At 70.7% G+C, this 13,219-nt stretch carries 14 protein-coding genes; 4 read left to right on the top strand and 10 right to left on the bottom strand.

The genetic code is table 11. The features are described 5' to 3' along the window. The first annotated feature begins 61 nt into the window (after positions 1-61). Entirely contained in the window at positions 62-1,264 is a 1,203-nt protein-coding gene (locus tag AB0E78_RS23715) for a M20 family metallopeptidase (RefSeq protein ID WP_361835756.1), read from the top strand. After that, positions 1,261-2,742, top strand: a complete 1,482-nt coding sequence (locus AB0E78_RS23720) for an MFS transporter (RefSeq protein ID WP_361835757.1) — start codon at positions 1,261-1,263, stop codon at positions 2,740-2,742. Before AB0E78_RS23715 ends, AB0E78_RS23720 begins: the two co-directional genes overlap by 4 nt. A gap of 275 nt (positions 2,743-3,017) precedes the next feature. Here AB0E78_RS23720 and AB0E78_RS23725 read toward each other — a convergent pair whose 3' ends face one another. Genes AB0E78_RS23725 through AB0E78_RS23745 form a run of 5 tightly spaced genes read right to left on the bottom strand, consistent with a single transcriptional unit; the run spans position 3,018 to position 6,324 of the window. Further along, positions 3,018-3,434, bottom strand: a complete 417-nt coding sequence (locus AB0E78_RS23725; RefSeq protein ID WP_361835760.1) for a cupin domain-containing protein — start codon at positions 3,432-3,434, stop codon at positions 3,018-3,020. Between the two features lie 47 nt (positions 3,435-3,481). Further along, positions 3,482-3,805: a carboxymuconolactone decarboxylase family protein gene (locus tag AB0E78_RS23730; RefSeq protein ID WP_361835763.1), complete on the bottom strand. Its 324-nt coding sequence runs from the start codon at positions 3,803-3,805 to the stop codon at positions 3,482-3,484. Positions 3,806-3,856: 51 nt separating this feature from the next. Next, positions 3,857-4,633, bottom strand: a complete 777-nt coding sequence (locus AB0E78_RS23735) for a glucose 1-dehydrogenase (RefSeq protein ID WP_361835766.1) — start codon at positions 4,631-4,633, stop codon at positions 3,857-3,859. A 44-nt stretch (positions 4,634-4,677) separates the two neighbouring features. Continuing rightward, positions 4,678-5,940, bottom strand: coding sequence for an MFS transporter (locus AB0E78_RS23740; RefSeq protein ID WP_361835768.1), 1,263 nt, complete (start codon positions 5,938-5,940; stop codon positions 4,678-4,680). A gap of 33 nt (positions 5,941-5,973) precedes the next feature. Then, the gene (locus AB0E78_RS23745) at positions 5,974-6,324 is read right to left on the bottom strand and encodes a cyclophilin-like fold protein (RefSeq protein ID WP_361835771.1); all 351 of its coding nucleotides are present in this window, start codon (positions 6,322-6,324) and stop codon (positions 5,974-5,976) included. Here AB0E78_RS23745 and AB0E78_RS23750 point away from each other — a divergent pair. Next, a complete protein-coding gene (locus AB0E78_RS23750; RefSeq protein ID WP_361835774.1) occupies positions 6,323-6,475 on the top strand; it encodes a hypothetical protein in 153 nt (50 codons plus the stop codon). The genes AB0E78_RS23745 and AB0E78_RS23750 overlap by 2 nt on opposite strands. Positions 6,476-6,521: 46 nt before the next feature. Here AB0E78_RS23750 and AB0E78_RS23755 read toward each other — a convergent pair whose 3' ends face one another. Together AB0E78_RS23755 and AB0E78_RS23760 are read right to left on the bottom strand one after the other, a co-directional pair. Next, positions 6,522-7,187 carry an SDR family NAD(P)-dependent oxidoreductase gene (locus AB0E78_RS23755; RefSeq protein ID WP_361835777.1) on the bottom strand — a complete coding sequence of 222 codons (666 nt, stop codon included), beginning with the start codon at positions 7,185-7,187 and terminating at the stop codon, positions 6,522-6,524. A 72-nt stretch (positions 7,188-7,259) separates the two neighbouring features. Continuing rightward, a complete protein-coding gene (locus AB0E78_RS23760; RefSeq protein ID WP_361835780.1) occupies positions 7,260-8,276 on the bottom strand; it encodes a zinc-dependent alcohol dehydrogenase family protein in 1,017 nt (338 codons plus the stop codon). Positions 8,277-8,488: 212 nt separating this feature from the next. Here AB0E78_RS23760 and AB0E78_RS23765 point away from each other — a divergent pair, with 212 nt between their 5' ends. Further along, positions 8,489-9,373 carry a helix-turn-helix transcriptional regulator gene (locus tag AB0E78_RS23765; RefSeq protein WP_361835783.1) on the top strand — a complete coding sequence of 295 codons (885 nt, stop codon included), beginning with the start codon at positions 8,489-8,491 and terminating at the stop codon, positions 9,371-9,373. Between the two features lie 591 nt (positions 9,374-9,964). On the opposite strand, the gene AB0E78_RS23770 is transcribed toward AB0E78_RS23765, so the two are convergent. The 3 genes from AB0E78_RS23770 to AB0E78_RS23780 form a co-directional block, all read right to left on the bottom strand. After that, entirely contained in the window at positions 9,965-10,732 is a 768-nt protein-coding gene (locus tag AB0E78_RS23770) for an MFS transporter (protein ID WP_361835786.1), read from the bottom strand. Between the two features lie 22 nt (positions 10,733-10,754). Beyond that, a complete protein-coding gene (locus tag AB0E78_RS23775; protein ID WP_361835789.1) occupies positions 10,755-11,354 on the bottom strand; it encodes a GPP34 family phosphoprotein in 600 nt (199 codons plus the stop codon). Between the two features lie 384 nt (positions 11,355-11,738). After that, on the bottom strand, positions 11,739-13,208 hold the full coding sequence (locus AB0E78_RS23780; protein ID WP_361835792.1) for an MFS transporter: 1,470 nt from the start codon (positions 13,206-13,208) through the stop codon (positions 11,739-11,741). Positions 13,209-13,219 lie beyond the last annotated feature (11 nt).

Genomic DNA, 13,219 nt, shown 5'->3' on the forward strand with positions numbered 1-13,219 from the left:
TGGCGAGTACTTCATTCTTGCGTCACTGAAGGCCGGAACCGTACCAGGAGGTTGACGCAGCATGTCCGCACTGGAATGCGCCAGGGAACTCCAGCCCGATCTCGTGCGGCTGCGCCACTCGCTCCACCGTGAGCCGGAGCTCGGTCTGCGGCTGCCGCGTACGCAAGAGAAGGTCCTCGCCGCGCTCGACGGTCTCCCGCTCGACATCACGCTCGGCCGGGAGCTGTCCTCCGTCACGGCCGTGCTGCGTGGTGGCCGTCCCGGCGGGGCGGTCCTGCTGCGGGGCGATATGGACGCGCTGCCGGTGGACGAACGCACCGGGGTGGAGTACGCCTCCGAGGTGCCGGGCCGGATGCACGGCTGTGGGCACGATCTGCACACCGCCGGACTCGTCGGCGCGGCGACGCTGCTCGCGGACCGCCGGGAGAGCCTCCAGGGCGACGTGGTGTTCATGTTCCAGCCGGGCGAGGAGGGGCACAACGGCGCTGGCGCGATGATCGACGAGGGTGTCCTGGACGCGGCGGGCAAGCCGCTCGACGCGGCCTTCGCGCTCCATGTGTCGGCCAACCGGCTGCCGGGCGGCTGGGTCGCGTCCAGGCCAGGCACCGTCATGACGGCGTCCGACGTCCTGCGGGTGACCGTGCGGGGCGAGGGCGGGCACGGTTCGGCTCCGCACCACGCCAAGGACCCGGTGCCAGCGGTCTGCGAGATGGTGACCGCGCTGCAGAACTGGGTGACGCGCACCTTCGACATCTTCGACCCGGTGGTGGTGACCGTCGGACGGCTGCGCGCCGGAACGCAGCAGAACGTCATCCCCGACACGGCCGAGTTCGAGGCGACCGTACGCAGCTACTCGGAGGCGAACCACGATCGGCTGGCCCAGGGGCTGCCGCGACTCGTGCGCGGGATAGCGCAGGCACACGGCCTGGAGGCAGAGGTGGCGTACGAGATGCTCTACCCGGTCACGGTCAACGAGCCGGTCGCGACGGAGTTCGCCCTGGAGACGGCGCGTGACCTGTTCGGCGCGGGCGAGGTGTGGCTGGCCCCGCAGCCCGCCAGCGGTTCGGAGGACTTCTCCCTGGTCCTGAACAAGGTGCCCGGCGCGATGCTGCTGGTCGGCGCGGCGCCCGAGGGCGTGGACGTGGAGAAGGCGCCGCAGAACCACTCCCCGCGAGCCGTGTTCGACGACCGAGTGCTCCACCGCCAGGCGGCGCTGCTCGCCGAACTCGCGGAACGGCGGCTCGCCGCGGGGACATCCGCATGAGGGCCCCGCGCGGGACGGAGGAGGTGGCGGCGCCGCCCCGGGTCACCCCCGTGGCCGGTCTGCTGGTCGTCTTCGAGCTGGTGAGCGGCTTCCTCCAGGGTTCAGGCCCGGCGCTGGTGCCGGCCGTGCAGGACTGGCAGTCCATCAGCGCGTCGCAGGCGCAGTGGTACATGGCGGTCCAGTTCCTGGCCGCCGCGGTGGGGGTACCGGTCTTCGGGCGGCTCGGCGATCTGTACGGGCACCGTCGACTGATCCGGGTCGCCCTGGCCTGCGTCGCGGTGGGCACTGTCCTGGTGGCCCTCGCACCGAACCTCACGGTGCTCCTGGTGGGCCGTGCCCTGATGGGGCCGCTGGCGGCGCTGCTGCCACTGGAGATCGGTCTCGTACGGGACCGGCTCGACCTCGAGGGCGCACGGCGGGCCGTAGGGCTTCTCGTCGGCGCGCTCACCCTCGGCTCGCTCCTCGGCCACAGCCTGGCGGGCCCCCTGCTCGAACTCACCGGTGGCGTCCAGGTGACGCTCTGCGTCCTCGCCGCGATCGCGTGCGCCTGTCTGGCCCTCGCATACTGTCCGATCCCCGAGTCCCGGACGCGCGCGCCCGGCCGGATGGACTGGACCGGGGCGCTGCTGCTCGGTCTGGCGCTGCTGCTGTTCCTCGGCACGACGGCGCGCGGCCAGGCGTGGGGCTGGACCTCGCCGCTCACCCTGGGCGGCCTCGCCGTCTCCCTGTCCCTGCTCGCCTGGTGGGTCCGGCTCGAACGGGACCGGCCGCACGCCCTGGTCGACGTCCGGGCGGTGGCCCACCCCCAGTCCGCGCCGTACTACATCTCCGGTTTCGTCTTCGGCGCCGTGATGTTGGGCGGGCAGGCAGTCGCCATCTCGTACCTTGCCGCGTCGACGGCCGACGAGGGGTACGGATTCGGGCTCACGACGTGGGAGATCAGCGCGTGGGGCGCGGTGCCCCACGTCCTGGCCTTCGCCGGGGCGAGCCTCGTGGCCCGGGTGGCGGCCCGCACCGGCTACCGCCGTGTCCTGTTGCTCGCATTCACACTGATGGGGGTCGGCAGCGCGGGGCTGATCGCCGCCCACACCACGCTGCCGCTGTTCGCCCTGGCTTCCGCCGTTGCCGGCTTCGGCATGGGCCTGGCTATGGGTGGCTTGCCCACACTGATCGTGGAGCGCAGCACCCCGGACCGCACGGCGAGTGCGACCGCCGTCTACAACAACCTCAAGACCCTGGGCGGCAGCATCGCGGGCGCGGGCTCGGCGGTCGTCCTCGGCTCCCTGGTCGTCGGGGATACGGACGTCCCGGCGCTCTCCGCCTATCTGACGATCTGGGGACTGAGCGCGCTGCTGTGCGTGGGCGCGCTCATACTCCAAGTCCTGACCAGCCGTCAGACGGATGCCCCGGGTTCGGCGAAGAATCGCCCCACAGATACTCGTCCGCACAGCGACGTGGGCACGTCAGCCGGAGCGTAGCGGGCGATACCGGAGATCCATCCCGACGTCAGGACGAACAGCTGCGAGGTCAGCATCAGCGACGGGCCCGACGACTACTGCGGGCCCGATGGGTGCCGGTGCTGCACAGCGAGTCTCATCTCGGCTGCACAAGTGCAGTCGAAGTGCGGCCAGCCCTGAGACTGTGCAGAGAATTTCGAGACCCTACAGGACGACATAGGACAGCAGTTGTCCTTTGACAGCAAAGTTGGTCCGGCCGGAGCCGCTGACCTGCGCGGACCAACTTCGCTGTCAGCTCAGCTCCCCTTCGTGCTGTGGAGAGCGTGGGTGTACTGCTCGTCGGTGACGGGCTCCAGCCAGGTGGTGCCGTCGCTGTCGGCGTCGCCTACGACCATGGCGATGTGCGCCATGAGGGTGGTGTCGGTGCCGCCGTGCCAGTGCTCCTCACCTGCCGGGCACTTGACGATCTGTCCGGCGCTGACACGCACGACGTGGCCGTTGCGGGTACCGACCAGGCCGATGCCGTCCGTGATGTAGAGGGTCTGGCCGTTGGCGTGGCTGTGCCAGTTGGTGCGGGCGCCAGGGGTGAAGCGGACCAGAGCGGCGGCGAGGCGGGCGGGCTCGGTGGGCGCTTCGATCGGGTTGAGGTAGACGTCGCCGGTGAACCGCTCGGTCGGCGCCTTGGCCGTCGAGGTCGAGATGATGTGCTCCATGGTCTTCATCCTTGTCAGATGGGGGTGTTGGGGGAGAGGAGGCAGGTTCAGGAGGAGTCGCGCTGGTCGGCGATCTTCTTGAGTTTGTTGATCGCGGTCATGGCGTTGGGCCAGCCCGCGTAGAAGGCGAGGTGGGTGATGGCTTCGGACAGCTCCTGCACGCTCAGCCCGTTGTCCAGGGCAATGCCCAGGTGGTAGTCGAGTTGCTCGCTGCGGTAGAGGGCGGCCAGCGTGCTCACGGTGACCAAGCTCCGGTCGCGGGGCGTAAGACCGGGGCGGTTCCAGATGTCACCGAAGAGGACGTCGTTGGTGACTTCGACGAGCTTGGGGGCGATATCTCTCAGTTCCTCGGGGGCGGACTGCTCGGGCATGGCGGGTCTCCGTGTTCTGTAACGGTCTGATGGAGGGTGGAAGCTGGGCGTTTACTGGGCGGTGTAGCCGCCGTCTACGGGCAGGGCGATGCCGGTGACGTAGCTGGCGCCGGGGCTGGACAGCCACAGGACGGCCTGGGCGATCTCGTCGGCGGTGCCCAGCCGGTGGATGGCCTGGCCGGTCTCGGCCTGGGTGCGGTTGAGTTCACCGCCGTCGACCATGGCGTCAACCATGGGGGTGCTGATGGTGCCGGGGCACACCGCGTTGATGCGGATACCTCGGGAGCCGTATTCGAGTGCGGCGCTCTTGGTCAGGCCGATGACCCCGTGCTTGGAGGCGTGGTAGGCGGCACGGCCGGGGTTGCCGACGAGGCCGCCGAGGCTGGAGCAGTTGACGATGGCGCCGCTGCCCTGGGTGCGCATGTGGCGCAGTTCGTGCTTCATGGCCGCCCAGATGCCGCGCAGGTTGATGTCCTGGACGCGGTCGAACTGGTCGGCGCTTTCGTCGGCGGCGTCGGTGGGCGGGGGCATGATGCCGGCGTTGTTGTAGGCCATGTCGAGCCGTCCGAAGGTGTCCACGGTGCGGTCGACGGCGGCGGCGATCTGGTCCTCGACGGTGACGTCGCAGACCAGAGCCAGGGCCTGGTACCCGTGGTCGACGAGTTCCTTCGCCGCGGCGGTGACTGCCTTTTCGTCGATGTCGGCGAGGGTGACGGCGGCGCCCGCTTCGGCGAAGGCGCGGGCGGTGGCCAGACCCATGCCGGAGCTGGCGCCGGTGATGAAGGCGACCTGGCCGGTGAAGTCGTAGGTGGGGTTTTTGGGGTTCATGGGGCGTGCTCCGGGTGGGTGGGGTGCGAGGCGGCCGGATCGGTTCAGCTCTGCGCCGACGTCACTTCAGTGGTCGTGCGCGCCGGCGGGACAGGCGTGTCGCGAACGCTGTGGGCGACGGTGCGCGTCGTCCCGTGCTTGCTGGTGACGGCCAGGGCGATCAGCGGCACCAGGGTCAGGCCCGCGAAGACGGCACCGATCAGGGCGGGTCCGGTCACACCGAGAGGAGAGGCGAGGGCCTGCCCGGCGAGCGCGGAACCGGCGGCGATGCCGGTGTTGTACGCGGACGTGGTCAGCGCCGAGGCCAAGGTGGGGGCGTCGCCGGCCAAGCGGACGGCGAGGGCGGTGACGACCGGGTTGATCGTGAACCCGGCCAGGGCCATGAGGAAGGTCAGGGCGATGGCGGCGGCGGGGGCGGTGGACAGCGGGACCAGCGCGAGCAGGATCAGCGCGGTCGCCGAGGCAGCCGGGATCGTGGTGGCCATCGGACGGCGGTCGCCGAACCGGCCGCCGATCGCGGTGCCGCCCAGCGCGCCGGCGCCGAACGCGATCAGCACCAGCGGCACGACACCGGCCGGGATGCCCGCACGGTCGGTCAGCAGGGGTGTGATGTAGGTGTAGACGGCCAGCACACCGCCCATGATCAGCACGGCCGAGGCCAGTGCCAGCCACAGGCGGCCCTGCCACAGCGCCCGAATTTCGTCGCGTACGGAGACCCGGGTGCGTTGCTCCGTTCGGGGGATGAAGTGCCCGATCACGGCGGCGGCGAGGGCGGCGAGCGCGGCCAGGGCCCAGAACAGTCCGCGCCAGCCGGTCACGTGACCGATGAGGGACCCGGCGGGGACGCCGACGACGTTGGCCAGGGTCAGGCCGCCCATCATCACGCTGACGGCCCGGGTGGCATTCGCGGGTCCGGCGGCGGTGGTGGCGATGACGAAGCCGACGGCCCAGAACGCGCCGGTGGCCAGCGCGGTGACGAACCGGGCGGCCAGGACGACGGTGAAGGAACTGGTGAGGGCTGCCACGACGTGCCCGGCGGCGAACACCGCCAGGGCGAGGACGAGGGTGAGGCGTTGAGGCAGGCGCAGGGTGGCCAGGGCCATGGCCGGACCGCCGACGATCATGCCGACGGCGAAGGCTGTGATCAGCAGTCCGGCGTGGGAGACGCTGGCGCCGAGGTCGGGGGCGATTTCCGGGAGGATCCCGGCGATGACGAACTCGGTGGTGCCCATCAGGAAGGTGCCGGCGGCAAGCACCCACACGACGAAGGGCAGCTTGCCCGGCGCGTGAGCGGCGGGAGCGGACATAGGGGTAATTACTCCTTGCGAAGGGGGACGGGGTCAGGAGGCGGGCTGGATGCGGACGCGGTCGGCGTCGGCCAGGCGCGCGATGTCGCCCCGGTCGGTGAGGTGGCCGAGGATGACCAGGTCCGGTGAGGGGTGGCCGTCGCGGTAGAAGAGGGCCAGGTTGCCCCACGGCGCGTAGAAGGCCAGGTCACCCGCCTTGGGGTCGGACGACGCCGGGGTGCCGTCGGTGCTCAGCTTGCGCGGCAGGTCGGCGACGCGCTCGGTTTCCTGGAAGTCGTCGAGATCGAGGGTGAGCGGCAGCAGCGCGGCGAAGTCCCGCGCGGTGGAGCTGTCGTTCAAGGCGGCGTCCACGCTGTGGCCGTCGGTCATGAGGCGGATGTGCATGGCGCTGTTCTCCTCCGAGGGCTCGGTCGTCGGCCGATCCGTCGCGGACTGCCGCGATGAACGCTGGGGCGGCGAGGCCGCAGGTGTGGTGTCCGGCGTAGTGCTGCACGCCGTCACAGCGAGCAGCAGCGCCGCGGCCGGGACCGCGTGAGCGATGGTGCGCTGGGCGGTGCGGGGCATGGCAGTCGGGCTCCGGCTCAGTCGGGCATCGGTTCGGCGTAGTGCCGAAAGCCGTCCCGGTCGGTGTGCAGGCTGTACAGCCGCTCGGCCAGCGCGCTCGGGCTGGAGTGCTCGGCGTCCGGGCTGATGGCTCCGGGGACGATGAGCTGAGCGGCGTGGATGTTCTCGCCCGCGAGCGCTTGGTGCAGCATCGCCGCGTACGCGCTCTCGCCGGCGAAGGCGATCGAGGTGCCCGCACGGTCGGGGTGCGGGCGGACCGCGCTGCCGCCGTTGACGAACAGCAGCGTGCCGCGCCCCAGCGCCCGCATCTCGGGCAGGACCGCGTTCACGCAGGTCAGCGGGCCCTTGATGGAGAAGGCGAGCGGATCGTTCAGGTCGGCCGGGCTGGTGTCGAGGACCGGCTTCATGAAGTCGGCGCGGGGCACTGGGCTGAACTGCAGGACCTCCACCGGCCCCAGCTCCTCACCGGCCCGTCGCAGGGCGGCGCTGAGGGAGTCGGGGGCCAGGACGTCGGCGGTGTAGCCGCGGGCCTGGATGCTGTCCCGGTTCAGCTCGGCCACGAGGGAGTCGAGGTGTTCGGCGTTGCGCGAGAGGAGGGCGACGGTGTGGCCGGCGGCGCCGAAACGGCGGGCGCAGGCCAGGCCGAGGCCGGGACCGGCGCCGACGAGGGCGAAGGTCGTCATGAAAGGTGCCTCCGAATGATCAGAACAGAGTGAGGACGAGGACACGCCGCTGGGACGGGCGCGCTGTCCTGGTCAGGGCTTCAGGAGGGCCTTGATGGCACGGCGCTCGTCCATCGCCCGGTAGCCCTCGGCGACCTCGTTGAGCGGCAGGGTGAGGTCGAAGACCTTGCCCGGGTCGATCCGGCCCGACTGGACGAGGCCGATGAGGTCGGGCAGGTAGCGGCGTACGGGGGCGGGACCACCGCGCAGGCCGACGTGGGAGAAGAACAGCTCCTGGCCGTCGACCGCGACGTCGTGGGGGACGCCGACGAAGCCGACGTTCCCGCCGGGCCGGGCGGAGTGCAGAGCCTGCCGCATGGCCTGGGCGGTGCCGACGCACTCCAGCACACTGTCGGCGCCGATCCCGCCGGTCAGCTCCTTGATCCGGGCCACCCCCTCCTCGCCGCGCTCGGCGACGATGTCGGTGGCGCCGAACTCGCGGGCCAGCTGCTGCCGGGAGGCGTGGCGGGACATGGCGATGATGCGCTCCGCGCCCATCTCCTTGGCGGCGATCACCGCGCACAGGCCGACCGCGCCGTCCCCGACCACCACGGCGGTCGAGCCGGGCCTCACCTCGGCCGCGTCCGCGGCCCACCAGCCGGTGCCCATGACGTCGGAGACCGCCAGCAGGCTTGGCCACAGCTCCTCGCCCGGCACCTGGTCGGTGGAGACCAGGGTGCCCTGAGCGTTGGGGATGCGGACGTAGTCGGCCTGGCAGGTGGACATGAATTCGCGGTGCAGGCAGTTGGACTGGAAGCCGTTCCTGCAGTTTGCGCAGGTGTTGTCCGAGGTGGCGAACGAGCCGATCACGAACTGGCCCGGCTCGACCGCTGTTACCTCGGAGCCGACCTCCTCGACGAAGCCGACGTACTCGTGGCCCATCGGATGCGGCGCGTCCGTCGGCTCGGCGCCGCGGTAGGGCCACAGATCCGATCCGCACACACACGTCACCGCCGTGCGGATGATCGCGTCGGTGGGGTGGAGGATCTTGGGGTCGTCCAGGGTCTCGAAGCGGATGTCGCCGGGGGCGTAGATCATTGCGCCGCGCATGAGGGGTTCCTTTGCGAGCCGAGGCGCCGTGCCGGGGGAGCGGCCGTCGCCGAGTGCAGGGGCAGGTGGATTTCCACCCAGCCGACGCACAGCCGGGCGGAAAGCACCACGTCATCCAGGTAACCCGCTCTGGGCGCGCGCAGCGAGGCACGGTCAAAGGGTGTACTGCCAGTACATCGCTGCGGCCCCGAGCGCGACGTACCGTCGAAGGCGTGGACAACCAAGCAGAGGTCCGCGAGTTCCTGACCTCGCGGCGAGCCAAGATCACCCCCGAGCAGGCGGGTCTGCCCTCCGGCAGCCGACGCCGGGTGCCCGGCCTGCGCAGGAGCGAGGTCGCCGCCCTGGCCGACATGAGCGTGGAGTACTACTCCAAACTCGAACGCGGCAACCTCGCCGGCGCATCCCCGACCGTCCTGGAAGCCCTCGCCCGCGCCCTGAAGCTGGATGACGCCGAACGTGCTCACCTGCTGAACCTCGCCCACACAGCCGACGGCTCCGACGCCCTCACGCGCCCCCGGCGGCGTAGCCCGCAGTGGAAGGCGCACCGCAGCCTGCAATGGGTCCTGGACGCCGTCACCGCCGGCCCGGCCTTCGTCCGCAACGGCCGCATGGACCTTCTCGCTACGAATCAGCTCGCCCGCGCCTTCTACGACGACGTCTACGTAGCTCCCCACAACCAGGCCAACCTGGCCCGCTTCAACTTTCTAGACCCCGCCTCACGGCGCTTCTACCCCGACTGGGACCAGGCCGCCGACGTCGCCGTGTCGATCCTGCGCACCGAAGCCGGCCGCAACCCCCACGACAAGGGCCTGCACGACCTCGTCGGCGAGCTCTCCACCCGCAGCGACGACTTCCGCACCCGCTGGGGCGCCCACAACGTCCGCCACCACGGCACCGGCACCAAACGCTTCCACCACCACGCCGTCGGCGAACTGACCCTCGCCTACGAAGGACTGGAGATGGCCGCCGAACACGGCCTCACCCTCACCATCTACACCGCCGAGCCCGGCTCACCCTCCGAAGAGGGGCTGCGCCTGCTCGCGTCCTGGGCCGCCACCCGAGATGCCGACGCCACGGAGCCCTCCGCGTCGAGCTGAGCCTGACCTTCGGCGAGCGCGCGCCATCTCCTCCTTCGTCAGCGAGGTTGGTCGTGTGCAGCCAGCTGTCTTGGGCCGGCGGGCTGGGATATCAGCGAGTCTGCTCGTGACGATGGCCTTCAGGGCCGTGTGTATCTCATGTAGGGGCGGATGCCGTCGTAGGTGACCAAGTAGTCGTGGTGGCCGAAGAGTTCTGTCCAGATCTGCCTTTCGGTGAGCCAGATCCCGGCGCCAGGAGAACGGATTCTGCTGGGGAGGCGTCGATGTGGTCTGCTCGTGCCGCCCAGGGCGTTGGCGTCGGCCAGGGCACGTTCGAGTGCCTTTCAAAGGCCGAGTTGCCGCGCGGCTGCGGTAAGGAAGTCGAGGCGGCCGTTGATCCACACGACCGCCTCTCCATCTAGGACCGTCCCGGGGCGCAGGACAGCTTGGCTGGGGAGCATAAGGTCCATCCACGCGCTGGTGACGGTGCGCCCGGATCGGGTGTGACAGTGGGTCCTCTCGCCTCCCGCCACATGACCAGGCGATGCCCTTCGTTCTCCAGACTGCGCGGTGTCTCATGGGGCTGGATCGGCTGTCAGCAGCCTTGTGCGGCTATCGCTTCTGCCGTGTCAGATCTGGTTCTTGTCTGGTCAGCCACAACGCGAGCGTGGCAATCAGTGCGCAGCCGGTCATACCGAGGAAGAGCGGCATGCTGGTGTGTCCGCCTGCGATGCCCATCAAGGGAGCGACGGCCGCGCCGAGGATGCTTTGCAGCGTGCCGAGCACTGCCGAGCCGGTACCTGCCGCGTGCGGTACACGTGCGAGGGCGAGTGCGGGGGCGGTGGCGAACACCTGCCCGAGGCCGAGGAAGCCGATACCGACCAGGCCCAGGGCCCACACCCGGTTGAGATTTCCGGTGGCCGTAACGAGCAGGGCGAGGGCGCTCGACGCCAGGAGGACGGCCAGTCCGGTGTTCAGCAGGAGCCGGGAGCCGTAGCGACTGACGAGGCGGGTCGCGGCGGCGCTGGAGGCGGTGGCGGTGAGGGCCCCGACGGAGAAGGCCATGGACGCCTCGCCGACGCTGAAGCGCAGAACGTTTTGCAGCAGGAAGGGGGAAGCGGCGATGTAACAGAACAGGGTGGCACTGGCGAAGCAGAAAGCAAGGGTGTAACCGAGGTAGAGGCGATCGGTCAGGACCGAGACGGCGGCCTTGAGCGTGGTCCGTATGCCGCGGGCGTGTCGGCGTTCGACGGGCAGGCTCTCGGGAACGAGGAGGAGCGCGGCCAGGAACATAAACGCGGTCACGCCTGCCAGCACCCAGAAGACCGTGCGCCAACCGCCAGGACCGTTCACTATGGCCCCGCCGGCCAGCGGCGCCACGATGGCTTGCAGGCGGCTCGGCTCATGGTCCGCGCCAGAGGTTGGCGAAGGCAGCGTTTTCGATGGTCCGCCTTTGGCGTACGGCCTCCAGCTCCATCACCGCGTCGTGGACGGCGGCCAGCACGGTCGTCACCGCCTCGTCATCGAGGCCGGGCTCATCGTCGGATTGTTCGTCGTCGATGCCCACCACCGAGGCGAGGGCGGCCAGGACGGGTTCCCTCTCTTTCCAGCGGTCGGTGGCACGGCGGCGCGCGGGCGTGTCGACCGGTTCCAGGCGTTGCGAGCCGAAAGGCGACCGGCCGCTTCGCTGCGGCTTTAGCTCCTCGTTCTCCTCCAGGGCGGCCTGGTAGGCGGCCGAGAGGTCTCGGCCCCGCCGCCACAGCCAGTCCTCGATCCGCTCGTAGGGCTCCTGGCGGGTGAGTCCCGCCGCGGCCTCGCCCATGAATCGGTCGTCCGGCGTCGGCTGTCCGCCCGGCATGATGCGGTCGCCGTCCACGGTGATGGCCCCCGCACCGATGAGATCGATCAGCTCGGCTCCCGCGAGTGCGAGGGACAGGTCGCCTTGTCCCACGGAATGCTTCGGGTCCATGGCGATGATGAACAGGTCTTTCGCAGTGGTCATGAACGGCTCCCCTCGAAGGCACCGGCAACGGTGCGTCCCCGCCGACCGGGCCCGCGTCCTGGGCCGGCCCGGCGACGGGGCGACTGTCGCCCTCAGTATCGCTCCGCCCGCGCGGCCGGAGCCTTTGCGCAGGGCGGCGGGGGTTGGGCCGACGACGTCAGAAGGGTGGGCTGTGGCTGTGCTGGTTCCCTGGGCCGCTTCGTCCGCCGGTCCGCCGAGCGGCTGTGAACGGTCGATAAGAACAAGATCATCAGGCGCTCGGCGTGTCAGGAGTGTCCGGACGCGGCCTGCCGCATGGAGGGATGACACAGGTTGAATCAGCCGCATAGCGCGCGAACTTCGCTATCAGCTCCGCTAGCCGGAAGCACAGGCCCTTCGCAGCCGTCAGAGGCCTGTCCCCGTCGAGCCCGCGCTGACGGATCCGATCGAAGCAGCACCGGCCGCAGCTGCCCGCGGCGCGGCTGGTCGCTTCGGCTCGCGCATCCGAAGGCTGATCAGCGCGGTGACGGCGAAGACGGCAGCCTCGTAGACCATGGCGTGCCGGAACGCGGCGCCCGGGCCGGCGGCGGGTGCGAAGTAGACAAGGCCGGCCGCGGCCACCCCGATCGACCCGCCGAGCTGCTGAGCCGTGGGCAACAGCCCGGACACCGAACCGGCCGCGGAACCATCCACCCCCGCCAGCACCGACGCGAACACCGAAGCGGTGAACGAGCCGAACGCGGCGCCGCCCAGAGCCAGGACCGGCAACGCCCCCCAGCGCCCGGCCGCCGTACCGATGAGCGGGGCGAGAGCCAGGGCCGTGCCCGCCAGTACCAGCGCCGAGAACGTGAGCACGGCCGGCCCGTGCCGACGCGACAGCGCGGGTGCGCTGCGGCTGCCCAGCACCGCCGCGGCCGCGAAGGGCGCCGACGTCAGCGCCGCCGTGAGAGCCGAATACCCGATGGCCGACTGCAGATGCAGGAACAGCAGATACGTAAAGGAGGGCACCCCGGCGTTGAACACGAACACCAACAGCACCCCCGCACGCGCCCTCCGATCGCGGAACAGCGACGGATGCACCAGGGGGTCCGGCCGGTGCGGCAGGGTCAGAGCGAAGCAGCCGAGAACGGCCACGGACCCGGCCAGGCAGGCCCAGGTCCACCAGGGCCAGCCGGCCTGACCCCCCACCGCGAGCGGCAGCACCAGCGCGCCGAAGCCCAGGGCTGTCAGCACCGCGCCCACCCCGTCCACGCGCTGTCCGGCCCCGCCTCGCGTACGCGGCAATACCCTCGCCCCCGCGAGCGAGCCGAGCGCCACCGGCACCGTGACCAGGAACACCGAGCGCCAGCCGAGACCGAAGAGGTCGGCGCCGACGAGGAGTCCGCCGATCAGCGGCCCGGCCAGCGACGCCACTCCCATCGTGGCGCCGAACAGGCCCAGAGCCCGTGGGCGCCGCGCAGCGGGAACGGCGACCTGGATGATCGACAGGACCTGCGGGGCCACCAGGCCGCTGCCCGCGCCCTGGACCAGCCGGGCCGCGATGAGGATCGTGGCGTCAGGAGCACACGCGCTGGCCACCGAACCGGCCGTGAAGACGACGGTGCCCAGCACGAACAGCCGCTGATAGCCATACCGTTCGCCCAGGCGCGCGGCCGTGATGAGCAGACAGGCGTAGGTCAGGGTGTACCCGGCCAGGATCAGCTGCACAGCGCCCGGGCCGGCGCCCAGGTCGGCCTGGATCGCCGGAGCGGCTATCTGCGCGACAGTGACGTTGAGCAACTGCACGAAGGTCGCGCTCAGCACGACCGGCAGCACGAGCCGCCCGCCGCCACCGGCCGCGGGCCGTTCCCCGCTCAGGGACAGGGGACCGTTCACGGGCCGATGCC

It is taken from the genome of Streptomyces sp. NPDC032198 (genome assembly GCF_040636975.1).
In the GTDB taxonomy this organism is placed as follows: Bacteria; Actinomycetota; Actinomycetes; order Streptomycetales; family Streptomycetaceae; genus Streptomyces.

What these genes read in the sequence shown, in the direction of transcription:
- AB0E78_RS23735 (WP_361835766.1), bottom strand. Translation starts at nt 4,633, where the DNA reads ATGAACCCCAAAAACCCCACCTACGACTTCACCGGCCAGGTCGCCTTC.
- AB0E78_RS23730 (WP_361835763.1), bottom strand. Translation starts at nt 3,805, where the DNA reads ATGCCCGAGCAGTCCGCCCCCGAGGAACTGAGAGATATCGCCCCCAAG.
- AB0E78_RS23775 (WP_361835789.1), bottom strand. Translation starts at nt 11,354, where the DNA reads ATGACCACTGCGAAAGACCTGTTCATCATCGCCATGGACCCGAAGCAT.
- AB0E78_RS23755 (WP_361835777.1), bottom strand. Translation starts at nt 7,187, where the DNA reads ATGACGACCTTCGCCCTCGTCGGCGCCGGTCCCGGCCTCGGCCTGGCC.
- AB0E78_RS23760 (WP_361835780.1), bottom strand. Translation starts at nt 8,276, where the DNA reads ATGCGCGGCGCAATGATCTACGCCCCCGGCGACATCCGCTTCGAGACC.
- AB0E78_RS23745 (WP_361835771.1), bottom strand. Translation starts at nt 6,324, where the DNA reads ATGCACATCCGCCTCATGACCGACGGCCACAGCGTGGACGCCGCCTTG.
- AB0E78_RS23725 (WP_361835760.1), bottom strand. Translation starts at nt 3,434, where the DNA reads ATGGAGCACATCATCTCGACCTCGACGGCCAAGGCGCCGACCGAGCGG.
- AB0E78_RS23750 (WP_361835774.1), top strand. Translation starts at nt 6,323, where the DNA reads ATGGCGCTGTTCTCCTCCGAGGGCTCGGTCGTCGGCCGATCCGTCGCG.
- AB0E78_RS23740 (WP_361835768.1), bottom strand. Translation starts at nt 5,940, where the DNA reads ATGTCCGCTCCCGCCGCTCACGCGCCGGGCAAGCTGCCCTTCGTCGTG.
- AB0E78_RS23715 (WP_361835756.1), top strand. Translation starts at nt 62, where the DNA reads ATGTCCGCACTGGAATGCGCCAGGGAACTCCAGCCCGATCTCGTGCGG.
- AB0E78_RS23720 (WP_361835757.1), top strand. Translation starts at nt 1,261, where the DNA reads ATGAGGGCCCCGCGCGGGACGGAGGAGGTGGCGGCGCCGCCCCGGGTC.